Source organism: Legionella cherrii, from assembly GCF_900635815.1.
Taxonomy (GTDB): Bacteria; Pseudomonadota; Gammaproteobacteria; order Legionellales; family Legionellaceae; genus Legionella; species Legionella cherrii.
The window spans coordinates 1,810,796-1,823,101 of sequence record NZ_LR134173.1 but is presented as its reverse complement, the minus strand read 5'-3'; the positions used below and the strand labels follow the sequence as shown (position 1 = coordinate 1,823,101).

The window sequence follows — 12,306 nt, the reverse complement described above, 5'->3', positions numbered from 1 at the left end:
CGGATATGAACGGTTGCAAATTAAACCCTTTGGCTCTAGGTCTTGCATTTGGAGTTCTATGGGGTGTGTCTATTTTGTTGATGGGCTTGCTTGCATATTATTATACGTATGGGCATGCTTTTGTGGTCGCTGTAGGTTCTTTATATCCCGGATATGCTCCCTCAATTAAAGGAAGTATCATGGGAGGTGTTATAGGTTTTATTGATGCCTTCATCATGGGTTTAATTATTGCCTGGTTGTACAATTTATTTAATTGTTGCAAATGTGTATGTTGTGACAAAAAGGCTAAAGAAGTGAAATAAGACTTAATATGGTAGCCTGGGCTTTACCCAGGCTACATGACCTAGTTTGAATTGATTTTAGTTTACAACATGCCAAGTACCATCTGGCTGGCGACATGCACTACCACGTAATGTTTGTGGTCTTCCATCAATAATTGCCTTAGTGTAATACTCACGACAAGGTAAATGTTCACGATAATACGTACGAGTGGGCTGAACGGTATATCTATTTCCAGTATCTGGGTTTGACCAGGTTACAGCCTTACCAGTTGGTGCCGTTTCTAAGGCACGTTGCATTTCCATTCTATCCACTTTATCCATAGTCTTTCCAATTTGACCACCGATGTAAGCTCCAGCAATAGCACCACCTGCTGTTGCAGCCAATTTAGCTGCTGGGCCACCACCAAATTGGCTTCCAATTAATCCGCCAATAACCCCACCAGAGAGAGTACCTACGTCTTGATTATTCATTGGTGCACATCCAACCAACAACAAAGACAATGATGCAATAGCTATTTTTTTCATCACATATCACCCAATTAAAAGGATTAGAAAATCGGTTCCAATTCTAGCATCACGTTCAGTTATTATCCATACCTCTAGAAAATCTATGCTCTATAACCGGAATCCCGAAGACTAACTCTGCTGTTTCATTAAAAAAATCCTCTCTCCCACTTGTGGGAGAGGGGCCGGGGTGAGGGTTCATTAGCAATATTTCAACACCCTCATCCGCCCTATCGGACACCTTCACCCCCTGTGGGGAGAAGGGACTTTGGTTCACTTAATCGCAAAATCGCTGCACTGCATTAGCCACACGATGCATCAGGTTACCTAAACGTGACGTACTCGCTCAGAAATCTGACATAACAATTCATAACCTGAGGTCCCTGCTGCTTGTGCGATTCGCTCAACTAAAACATGCTTACCCCAAAGCTCAACAGGTGCTCCAGGTTTCACTTCTGGATGGTTCGTTAAATCCACAGCAAGCATATCCATTGAGACGCGCCCTACAATAGGAACTTCTTTACCCTGAACCCAAACAGGAGTATTCGCTGCGATATGTCGTGGATAGCCATCGCCATAACCCGCAGCAACAATACCAATGATTGAAGCTTTTTCACTTTTCCAAATACCACCATAACCCACCTGCGCTAATGGCGGATTATGATGAACTGCACTGATTGCAGAAACAAAACGCATTACAGGAAGTAATCCCAGATCAAGCGCGGTCTGATTAGCAAATGGAGATACGCCATAAAGCATAATACCCGGTCTGACCACATCAGCGTGAGTCTGAGGAAAAGAAATAATTGCGGCTGAATTCGCGATACTGCGTTGGCTAAATCCAGCAACAGAAATACTCTCAAATAAAGCAATTTGTTGAAAATTTTCTATACGTTCTGGCTCATCCGCACAGGCTAAGTGAGTCATCAAACCAATATCGTGATCCACCCATGGGCAAGCTTTCAATGCATCCATCACTCCTTGCAACTCATGGACTTTAAAACCCAAACGATGCATACCCGTATTTACTTTGATCCATAATTTAACAGGCGTATCGAGTGGCGTATTTAAAAGCCACTGAATTTGATGAGGCTGATGAATGACGCAACCAAATTGGTGTTGTGCTACCGCCCTAAATTCATCAGGACTAAAGATTCCCTGGAACAGAATGCAATGAGTACGAATTCCTATTTTGCGCAGAACCATAGCTTCCTCAATACATGCCACCCCAAAAGCATCTACGTGTCCTTCCAATATGGGTGCTACAACATGCACACCGCAGCCATAGGCATTGGCCTTGACCATCGCAATTATTTTTTTGCCAGGAGCCAAACGTCTTATTCGTGCTAAATTATGGTGTAAAGCATTGGACTCTATCACCAATCTGGTAGGTCTGGACACTTTAGTCTACCCCTTGATAACCATTATATGCTAAATCTTCAAAACGAGTGTATTTACCTATGAAGGCGACACGTACTTTACCAATAGGGCCATTTCTTTGCTTGGCAACTATAATTTCTGCTGTACCTTTATCAGGACTATCTTCATTATAAACTTCATCCCTATAAATAAAACAAATTAAATCAGCATCTTGCTCAATAGCACCCGATTCACGTAAATCAGACATGACTGGCCGTTTATCCGAACGTTGCTCCAAGCTACGGTTCAACTGGGATAAGGCAATGACCGGTACTTGTAGCTCTTTTGCAAGCGACTTAAGACTGCGTGAAATTTCAGAGATCTCTGCAGTTCGATTATCGGCACCAAATCCTGGCACTTTCATTAATTGCAAATAATCCACCACAATTAGGCCCAAATTGCTCCCTTGATCTTTTGCTAATCTTCTGGCTCGCGCACGCATTTCACCTGGACTTAAAGCGGGGGTATCATCAATAAATAAAGGAGCCTCTGAAAGCATATGCACTGCAGAAGTGACACGAGGCCAATCGTCATCATCCAGTTTACCTGTTCTAATCTTATGCTGATCAATACGTCCTAAAGAAGACATCATCCTCATTGCCAAAGAATCCGCGGGCATTTCCATAGAAAAAACGAGAACGGGTTTTCCAGATTTTATTGCAGCATGCTCTGCCATATTCATAACTAATGTTGTTTTACCCATGGAAGGACGACCTGCAACGATCACTAAATCGGCAGGCTGTAATCCGGATGTCATTTCATCCAAATCGGACAAGCCCGTAGCAAGCCCTGTAATTGCATCGCCATTATGATAGAGGGCATCAATTTTTTCTACGGCACGAACCAAGATTGATTTTATATTTTCAGGCCCACCATCACCACCTGTTTGCTCCCCTATAGCAAAAACTTTGGTTTCGGCCATGTCCAATAGCTCTGGAACTTGTCTCCCCCCGGGATTATATGCTGAATCCGCGATTTCAGTAGCGACATTAATGAGCTGCCTCTGTACTGATTTTTCACGAACAATATCCGCATACGCAGACACGTTAGCAACACTGGGAGTATTATTAGCCAGTTCAAACAAATAGGCCTCACCACCCGCATCATCCAACTCATTATGAGACTTTAATGCATCAAGCAACGTCACGACATCAAAGGGCTGATCTTTCTTTACCAAAGAAGAAATTGCTCGAAATAAAATTCGATGCTCAGTGCGGTAAAAATCTGCTTCGCATAACTTATTGCTGACTTTGTCCCAAACCTGATTGTCCAACATTAATCCACCAATAATGGATTGTTCCGCCTCGACCGAATGAGGTGGACGTTTCAAAGGATCAACTGACTTTTTGGAATTTTGCAGATCAAACATAGTAATGACACAATGACTGTTTAGAACAAGCTATTGTAATGTGCTTTTGACAAATAGTCATTATTCTTGACTCTTTGAAGTAGCGAATTATCCCTACTTTGCAAGATAACATCCCGAACAAACTGTTCGGGATGTATTTGAGGCTGTTATTGTTTTTGCCAAACTTGAGTACGACCTAATAAAGAAATACCTACATATCCTCTGACTAGGAGTTTATTTCCTTGGACTGTAAGTTTTGCACGATAGATCTTACCTGACTTGGGATCTAAAATAGAGCCACCGCCCCATTCATTCTGACCTTCGCTCTTTAAACCCCACATAAATTGCAATCCTTGGATTTTCTTGCCTTTAAAACCACCTGGACATTTCTCACAAATTCCAGTATCACCAGGTTGTGGGAATACCTTATCGATGACTGCACTCAGCTCTCCACCAGATTCACTAATGGTGACAAGTGCTCTTTTTTTACCTGTTTTATCATCAATTGTGACCCAATTACCTACTGGTGCTTGGGATGCGGCTAGTGCTGCAGGCAAATAAATAACAGCAACAAAAAAACCACAAGCGAGCTTCCATAAGTTCATAATTTTCTCCATGTTTACAATCATTTAATAGCTTATGCCATGAATGAAAACTATGCCAGTTTTTAATGCAATAAATTTTAAAAAAGAAAATCGGTGTCTGAATACTTTTGTGATTTGGATCCTGGGTTTTGACAAACCGTAACTCAGGATCTTTTTACCCTCATCCCGAGTATAGCGGGGATTTTCAATCAAACCCCTGTGCTCCAGCATAGCGTGCACTCGCTACGTGATTGACAGGAGTTATTAACTCAATGGCATAAATAGGTGTTCTATATCTTCTTCACTCAAGGTCATCGCTTTGGCAGGATCAGCCGATAAAACGCCTTCAACTAATTGTCTTTTTTTCTCTTGCATCCCTAAAATAGCTTCCTCTACCGTACCCAAGGTAATAAGCTTATAGACAAAAACAGGGTTTTCCTGACCTATTCGATGACTCCGATCGGTTGCTTGATCTTCAACGGCGGGATTCCACCAGGGATCATAATGAATTACTGTATCAGCACGTGTTAAGTTAAGTCCGGTGCCTCCCGCTTTCAAACTAATAAGAAAAACTGGAGTTTTTCCTTCCTGGAATTTTTCTACCATTGCTTGTCGATGGACTGTTTGCCCGGTAAGCTTTAAATAATCATAATTTCTCGCACGCAGCTCCTCTTCAATTAATTGCAACATGGAAGTAAATTGTGAAAAAACCAAAACCCGCCTACCCTCGCCCACCAAATTATCCAATAACTCCATCAACGCCTCGAGCTTTGCAGAGGTCCCATGGGCAATCGAGGCTTCAGACAAGGACAAAAGCCTGGGATCGCAACACACTTGCCGTAGCTTCAGTAGCGCGTCCAGAAGAAGTATATGACTTTTACCCAATCCCTGCTTTGCAATTGCATCCCGAACCTTTTTCTCCATACTCATGCGAATCGCTTCGTACAGATCACGTTGTGGACCAATAATTTCTATGGTTCGTGTCATTTCTGTTTTGGGTGGTAATTCACGAACCACCTGATTTTTTGTCCTTCTTAATATAAAAGGCTGCACTCTTTTAATTAAGATGTCCCTTCGGGTCAAATCTGCGTATTTTTCGATGGGAGTTCTAAACCATAGTCGGAATTGTTTTGCATCGCCTAATAACCCAGGCATCAAGAAATGAAATAAAGACCACAACTCACCTAAGTGATTTTCCAAAGGCGTACCTGTCAGACATAAACGATGCGTTGCATGTACTTGCTGAATGATTTGCGTCGTCTTAGTGCGCGCATTTTTAATGAATTGCGCTTCATCCAAAATCAAATAATAAAAAGGATAAGTAATAAACTTATCCTTATCACGGTGAATTAATCCATAAGTAGAAACAACGATGTCATAGTCATCAAAATTATCCTGATGGCGCTCAGAACCATGATAAATTAAAACGTTTAAGTTAGGGGTAAACCGTTTTGCTTCGGCGTGCCAATTTCCTACAAGGCTGGTTGGTGCAACGATTAAACTTGCTGTTTTAATACGTCCTTGTTCTTTTTCATATTGCAAATGAGCTAAAGTCTGTACTGTTTTACCTAATCCCATATCATCAGCCAGAATACCACTAAAATGAGATACTCTTAAAAATTGCAGCCAATTTAAACCATGACGTTGATAATCCCTCAACTGAGTTTGTAAGCCAGTTGGCAGTTGTATTTCAGGAATAAGGGTTAATTGCGAAAGCTTTCTTATTTGTTCTCTTAACGTTTCAGCGCCTTGCCAACGCGTTTTGGTTGCCGCAATTGCCAATTCTGCTTCGCGCATCAAAATAATTTGATATTTGTTGATTTGCACCTGTTGATTTTCATCAATATGACGTATGCCAAATTGCAGCAACAATCGAACTAATGGTTTAATTCGTCCCATTTCTAACTGCAAAGCACGTCCATCCTGCAAGGGCAATTTGACTAATTGTGAATCAGGCAGATTATCCAAGTCGTTACCTCGATAACGCTGAATTAAATCTGCTACCAAAGGAACGATACTGACCGGTTTACCCTCAACCAAAATCCCTAATTGATATGAGAAAAAATCCGTCGTACTCTCTGAGAGATCCGAATACCATTCTACTTCGTCAGCACTAATCACTTCTTGATATAACGAACTAATACGCTCAACTCGCCACCCTCGACTTTCTAACTCGGGTATTAATTGACTATGAAGAAATTCTAAATCTGCGACGACATGAATATTTTCCAAAACAAAATCGGCTTGTTTTATTTTTTCCCATTGTTCATGTTCCCATGCCCGAGGTACTCTTAACCCCAGGATTTCCTGTACTTCATCCCATTTGGATTTTTCAAAATCTTTATGCCGCACATATTCAATTAAAACCCCATCTTGCTGAGAAACGACCGTTTCACTTTCATCAGAGCCTGCAATCATTAACCCCGCATAATCAAAAATAATACGCGCAATAAACAAAACATGCAGTTCTTCTTCGGTGTCATAAAGCCAAGAAGATTCTTCGTCAAATTCACTCACGGCATCCAGAATGAGTACAGGTATTGGCATTACGTTGCGAATTTCTCGTTGTTCAAAAACTCGGGGCACCGGAAATTCAGGACATGTTTTAGCCATTTTATCTGCTAATAATTTAGCCTGTCCCATTGGGATTGGAGGTGCTTGCAATAAATAACCCAGTTGCTTTATTGGATATGAGGTGATTAAACGTCCGATTTTGCTTTCTGCGTAATTAAAATACCAACTATCATCCAACAGCATAGGGTCAAGCGCATTCCCTTCATGCATTAACAATAAGTTCTGACTGCCATTATGAGATAACACCCATTCACAGGTACCTTGGATGGACTCACCTAGGTGAATTGGCTCATGCTGATTTTGTATAAAAAAAGCCCTGCCAGTTGCAATGGTTCGTTCTAACAATTCGCTATTGCGTATGATTAATGTATCAAACCAGCCTGAAACACCGCATTTAAACAACAGCAGCGCGACCAGATCATTATCATCACCAACAAAATGCTGTTTTTTAGAATCAGAAAGGCTATTAAAAGTGATCATTTTTCCATAACCACCGCGCTTTAATAACTTGGCTAAAGCCAACTTAATCGCGACCCGGTGTTCATGCCCATCAAGCCTTAGTTCTAGGAGATAGACTAAATGATGGGTGACTTCAGTCGTTTTCACTACTGCTGCTTCTTGAGCACGTAAATTCTTCAACCAACTATCGAGCTTTTTATCTAATTTATTGGCAGGCAAAGAGAGTAAGCTTTCCTTTTCTCGATCCCGTAGGGCAAACAAACACGCAGCAGCATGCTTGCAGTTATATTGAAAAGTGCAAGTACAATGCGCCAATTTTTTTGGCCAAGCCTTCAAGTCCATATGTACATCATAAATCTGACTTGAACTGCCTTTCACCCGCCCTTTGAGTAGACCATCACTAAAACGAATGTTGAGCACATGCCCCTTTTCAAAATACTCTTGGCCACGCAATAATATTTTGGCCTCAAAGACTTCTGGCATTTTTGAGAGTGCTTCATTTAACATAAATGTGATTTTTTAATGGCAAAGGGTACATTTTAGACAATTTTTAAATTAATTAACATTTTTATCTTTAAATTAAGGGTTCTTTGTATTAGGGTATCCTGTTGAGCACACCTTGGGGTTCTTTATAGAGTATATATCATGCAGAATAAGCTTACTGTACTTATGGCACAAATTAATCCAACTGTAGGAGCTTTGGCATCCAACAGAGATAAAATCATCGAAGTTATAAAAAACAAACAAGCAGATCACCATGTCATACTCTTTCCTGAATTGGCTTTAACTGGCTATCCCCCCGAAGATTTACTCTTTCGCAAAGAGTTTCAACAAGCCGTTACCGAACATTTAAAACAAATTCAAGAGGCAACAAAAGACTGCTATGTCCTTGTAGGACATCCAAGCCGAGATAAACAACGACTATATAATAGCGTGAGCATTTTTTATCAAGGACAAAAAATTGCAGAATACCATAAACAAAATTTGCCAAACTATGAAATTTTTGATGAAGCACGTTATTTTACCCCAGGGAAAAAAAATCCATGCCTCTTAGAAATAAATAACAGCAAAGTAGGCGTAATTATTTGTGAAGATTTATGGCATCCAGGTCCTGCAGAAGATTTAATTGAACATGGAATTTCAGTACTGCTCATTTTAAATGCCTCCCCATTTGATTACAGTAAATACCCAAAAAGAGAAGCCCTCCTAAAATCTTATGCAAAACGGGGTATATCTATAATCTATGTAAATCAAATTGGTGGTCAGGATGAGCTCTTATTCGATGGTCAATCATTAGCAATTGATTCGCATGGTGGAATTTGCGCACGGTCTCCTGCATTTAAAGAGGATTTACGTACCGTTGAAATCCAAGCAAATCAGGTCAAGGGAGAAATTACCCCTCTTCTCGATTTTGAACCATTAATCTATGAAGCATTGGTTTGTGGCACTCGAGATTATGTCAACAAAAATCATTTCCCTGGAGTTCTTGTTGGACTTTCAGGAGGAATTGATTCAGCATTAACGTTGACTGTAGCAGTTGATGCATTAGGCGCAGAGCGTGTCCATGCGGTTCTTATGCCTTCCCGTTATACAGCCCAAATGAGTAATGAAGACGCTTTAACGCAAATAAAACAATTGGATGCATCCTATTCCATGCTCTCTATTGAACCCGCTTTTGATGCGCTAATGACTACTCTCGAGCCAGAATTTAAAGGATTAGCACCTGATACCACAGAAGAAAACATTCAAGCACGAATTCGTGGTTTATTGATTATGGCGTTGTCTAACAAAACAGGAAAAATGGTACTTACAACATCGAATAAAAGCGAATCTGCTGTCGGCTATGCCACCTTGTACGGAGATATGGCTGGAGGATTTGCGGTATTAAAAGATGTACTTAAAACCCAAGTTTATGCTCTAGCACATTACCGTAACCGTCTATCACAAGTTATTCCCGAACGGGTCCTAACTCGTGCTCCTTCCGCTGAATTAAGAGCCGATCAAACTGATCAAGACAGCTTACCTGACTATGCAATACTGGATGCGATCATTGTTGCCTATATGGAGAAATACCTAACTCCTGAAGAAATAATTCAGCAAGGTTTTGCCCCAGAAACTGTGGCTAAAGTAATTCAATTAATCAAACGCAATGAATACAAACGTCGTCAATCTGCACCAGGAATAAAAATAAGTCCAACCGCTTTTGGTAAAGACTGGCGTTATCCTATCACGAATGGTTTTTGAACGGTAAGAGCCTCACTAAGTGAAGTGAACTTCCCTTCTCCCCCTGGGGAGAAGGTGCCCGCCGGGGTGGATGACGGTATTAATTACGGCTAATGAACCCTCACCCCTACCTCACTACCACAAGTGGGAGAGGGGATTTATGCTTCCTGGTTACACTTTACACCAGGTCTAAATAAGATTAAGGATGACTCACCGGCTGCTTTTCATTGATGACTTCATTGGCCAATGATTCTTCCATTGCACTTTTACGTTGTTGCCAAAAAGTAGGTAACCCTGACAGTGCTGAATATCTATCTTGTCCTAGCTTATTAGACTTTTTCTCTGGGGTAATTTCCTCAACACATTCCTGCTTTAATTCAGAAACTACTTTTTCCTTAGTTGAAGGATCCTGAGAAACTATTTTTTTTATTCGATCTTTCATATTTTCCTCAAGAAAGGCAAATTTCTTTAGGTTTATTTTATTTTGAGATGCCCTCCCTTTATCCGCTTCTTTATCTAGCCCATCAACTGAAAGTTGCTCTTGTTTGTCTTTATTTTGTAATACTTTCGACAATAAGACATTCATCTTATCGAGTTTTGAGGTAGCGATGGACTGTTTGGTATTCAATTGCAACAAATAAGCTTTTAATTGCAGAACATCAGCTTCGGTAAATGAACCTTGATGCTTAGATAACCAAGAGGACATTGCATGATGATCAGTGAAGCCAATTGGATTAGGAATACCCATGCTATTTATCCACCAAAGGCTTGGCCCTGTTTCTTGATGGCGTAAAACAAAAGCGGAGGTGATGCCGTTTCGAATCAGATCCTCATTACTCAATTCAGGATCAACATGCACTTGAACCTTAGCAACATATTCTTCTCTAGCTTTAATACACTCTCTCTTAATTTGTTTAAGATGGACAGAATTTAATTTTTCTATATCTTTTTCTTCTAAAGTTGACAGTTTCTGCGCTAATTCTTGACCCTGAGTGAGAGGATAAACTTGGCCGGTTACATCGACCCAAGAAAGATGCCATTGCTGATTTTTGAAACTAAGGGAAAAAATAATTTTGTTTTGTTGTTTAGATTGATAATTTTTGGCAGTTTCAAGATCATTAAAAACCATTACATTTTCAGCCAGTTGACGAGCACTTTCATGTGCTGCCTGACACTCTAATTCGCGATTTTTTTTGTCTTCTAATGAAAGTTTACGCTGAGCCAAATAACTATTGATCTCTACCATTACTTCATTTTTGAGAGCCATTAGGAAAGTAGGGATAAGATGTTCTTCTACACGTTGGAAATCGGAATTAGCTAGGTATACAGCATCCGCTATCTGGCGAAAAAGGAAATAATTATAGGAGCTATCTACATTCCACTCCCCCTCACTAATCATCAGTTTAAACTCGAGTAATCGAGTATAAGCATCAGGAAAGTTTTCCATTACATTAATGGATTGTCCTACTTTATCACCACGTGTTCTGGTGAATTGATAAACCCAGCCTGTTAACCATGATTTTACAGGACGTTCATATTCCTTTTCTGCTCTTTGGGCAATGGCAACTATCTTTTCACGCCCTTCTACTGTCTCATTTGCAAGTATCGCTATGACTTGCTCAACAAATTCTTTAGCTATTTTAAATGGGTTTTTTTTTGGCATTTTTTGAAACTCCTTTTCATGATGCAAAAATTTATCTTTGCATTAATGTTAATTTGATACAAGTAGAAAATTATTATGCTAAATTGATTGCATGAATGTAGTCATGTCAATTTTTCTACACCACACTAAATTATAATAATTAACCCTCTCTAAACATCATCACTTTCCATTGGCTTAGAGTTTGGACTTGCATTTCAAAGAAAAAAATTGGATTCATTCCAGCTTTAAATCACTGCATTAAGACGCTATTTGCAGCACTCATTTGAGTACGCCATGTCATTACTTTCTGAAAGCATTTTTTAGAGTGCCAGTTTGAAGTATAGTCTTTGTTCTAGATCCTGCCAAAAGGATTAGTAAACTATTCAAAATTACATCAATGTTATTTTTGATCATGATTTTATTGAGGAATACTTATCAAGTGGAGTAACAGTCACTTTTTAAAGCAAAAACAACTTTATAATCAAATCAAAATCGCATTAACGCTTCTCTTTTCCAAAAATATGCATTTCCAATACTTGCAAATTTAAAGTAACACGTTAACATGATTCCACTAAAAAAATAATAACAACAAAGGGATGTTATGAAATTTGCATTTTTCTCTGCTAGTTTATTAGTAAGTGGTATTGCGGCAGCTGCAACCCCAGTGAACGGTTGGTATTCCAGTATATTTGGAGGGTACGCTCATGTATCTCAAAAAGTATCGACAACTATTTTGGGTTTTACCTTTTCAGAAACCTTTACAAATAATGGGTTTAACGCAGGACTACGTTTGGGTTATCAAAGCAATCCTATTCGCTATGAATTGGAATATACTTATATCCAACCCGAGAATAAAGAATTTGATTTTGGCTTCCTCGAATTAGAAAGAAAATCCAATGCCAATGTAGGAATGGCAAACATTTACTATGATTTTTCCGATGGCATCTTACCAACAATTTATCCCTTCCTAGGAGTGGGTATTGGTTATGCTTACGCGCAGGATAAAGTCACAGGTACAGGCCCTATTGGCGGAACATTTCTTGATGTGAAAAAAGGCGTATTTGCGTACCAAGGAACTGCCGGACTCACTTTTAACTTTGAAGAAAATTGGGCATTAAATGCTTCCTACCGTTATTTAGCAACAAGCAATAAGCATGATTTTGGCAGCCTGCAGGTTCAGATGGGTGATGTAGGTATCGTTTATCGATTTGATCATTGCGATTATAAATAATTTGTTACAAAAACTCCCCAATCCTGGTTGAATTGCTTTCT

Annotated in this window: 9 protein-coding genes; 3 read left to right on the top strand and 6 right to left on the bottom strand. The window is 39.8% G+C overall.

Going from position 1 to position 12,306, the window contains the following annotated elements; all coding sequences use genetic code 11:
- The first annotated feature begins 5 nt into the window (after positions 1-5).
- Positions 6-302 carry a bacteriophage holin gene (locus EL022_RS07810; RefSeq protein ID WP_028382225.1) on the top strand — a complete coding sequence of 99 codons (297 nt, stop codon included), beginning with the start codon at positions 6-8 and terminating at the stop codon, positions 300-302.
- Positions 303-359: 57 nt separating this feature from the next.
- On the opposite strand, the gene EL022_RS07805 is transcribed toward EL022_RS07810, so the two are convergent.
- The 5 genes from EL022_RS07805 to EL022_RS07785 all read right to left on the bottom strand — a co-directional run bounded on the left by EL022_RS07805 (position 360) and on the right by EL022_RS07785 (position 7,676).
- Positions 360-806, bottom strand: coding sequence for an RT0821/Lpp0805 family surface protein (locus EL022_RS07805; protein WP_028382226.1), 447 nt, complete (start codon positions 804-806; stop codon positions 360-362).
- Positions 807-1,112: 306 nt separating this feature from the next.
- The gene (alr, locus tag EL022_RS07800; RefSeq protein ID WP_028382227.1) at positions 1,113-2,186 is read right to left on the bottom strand and encodes an alanine racemase; all 1,074 of its coding nucleotides are present in this window, start codon (positions 2,184-2,186) and stop codon (positions 1,113-1,115) included.
- A gap of 1 nt (position 2,187) precedes the next feature.
- Positions 2,188-3,573, bottom strand: coding sequence for a replicative DNA helicase (gene dnaB, locus EL022_RS07795; protein WP_028382228.1), 1,386 nt, complete (start codon positions 3,571-3,573; stop codon positions 2,188-2,190).
- Between the two features lie 146 nt (positions 3,574-3,719).
- Positions 3,720-4,157: a DUF2147 domain-containing protein gene (locus EL022_RS07790; protein WP_028382229.1), complete on the bottom strand. Its 438-nt coding sequence runs from the start codon at positions 4,155-4,157 to the stop codon at positions 3,720-3,722.
- Between the two features lie 243 nt (positions 4,158-4,400).
- Positions 4,401-7,676 carry a DEAD/DEAH box helicase gene (locus EL022_RS07785; RefSeq protein ID WP_028382230.1) on the bottom strand — a complete coding sequence of 1,092 codons (3,276 nt, stop codon included), beginning with the start codon at positions 7,674-7,676 and terminating at the stop codon, positions 4,401-4,403.
- Between the two features lie 138 nt (positions 7,677-7,814).
- On the opposite strand from EL022_RS07785, the gene EL022_RS07780 reads away from it, so the two are divergent.
- Complete coding sequence (locus EL022_RS07780; protein ID WP_028382231.1) at positions 7,815-9,413, top strand: NAD+ synthase; 1,599 nt, start codon at positions 7,815-7,817, stop codon at positions 9,411-9,413.
- A 178-nt stretch (positions 9,414-9,591) separates the two neighbouring features.
- On the opposite strand, the gene EL022_RS07775 is transcribed toward EL022_RS07780, so the two are convergent.
- Positions 9,592-11,055, bottom strand: coding sequence for a hypothetical protein (locus EL022_RS07775; protein ID WP_028382232.1), 1,464 nt, complete (start codon positions 11,053-11,055; stop codon positions 9,592-9,594).
- A 580-nt stretch (positions 11,056-11,635) separates the two neighbouring features.
- Between EL022_RS07775 and EL022_RS07770 the strand changes: the two genes are divergently transcribed.
- Positions 11,636-12,265, top strand: coding sequence for an outer membrane protein (locus EL022_RS07770; protein ID WP_028382233.1), 630 nt, complete (start codon positions 11,636-11,638; stop codon positions 12,263-12,265).
- Positions 12,266-12,306: the final 41 nt, after the last annotated feature.

What these genes read in the sequence shown, in the direction of transcription:
- EL022_RS07810 (WP_028382225.1), top strand. Translation starts at nt 6, where the DNA reads ATGAACGGTTGCAAATTAAACCCTTTGGCTCTAGGTCTTGCATTTGGA.
- EL022_RS07805 (WP_028382226.1), bottom strand. Translation starts at nt 806, where the DNA reads ATGAAAAAAATAGCTATTGCATCATTGTCTTTGTTGTTGGTTGGATGT.
- dnaB (WP_028382228.1), bottom strand. Translation starts at nt 3,573, where the DNA reads ATGTTTGATCTGCAAAATTCCAAAAAGTCAGTTGATCCTTTGAAACGT.
- EL022_RS07790 (WP_028382229.1), bottom strand. Translation starts at nt 4,157, where the DNA reads ATGAACTTATGGAAGCTCGCTTGTGGTTTTTTTGTTGCTGTTATTTAT.
- EL022_RS07785 (WP_028382230.1), bottom strand. Translation starts at nt 7,676, where the DNA reads ATGTTAAATGAAGCACTCTCAAAAATGCCAGAAGTCTTTGAGGCCAAA.
- EL022_RS07780 (WP_028382231.1), top strand. Translation starts at nt 7,815, where the DNA reads ATGCAGAATAAGCTTACTGTACTTATGGCACAAATTAATCCAACTGTA.
- EL022_RS07775 (WP_028382232.1), bottom strand. Translation starts at nt 11,055, where the DNA reads ATGCCAAAAAAAAACCCATTTAAAATAGCTAAAGAATTTGTTGAGCAA.
- EL022_RS07770 (WP_028382233.1), top strand. Translation starts at nt 11,636, where the DNA reads ATGAAATTTGCATTTTTCTCTGCTAGTTTATTAGTAAGTGGTATTGCG.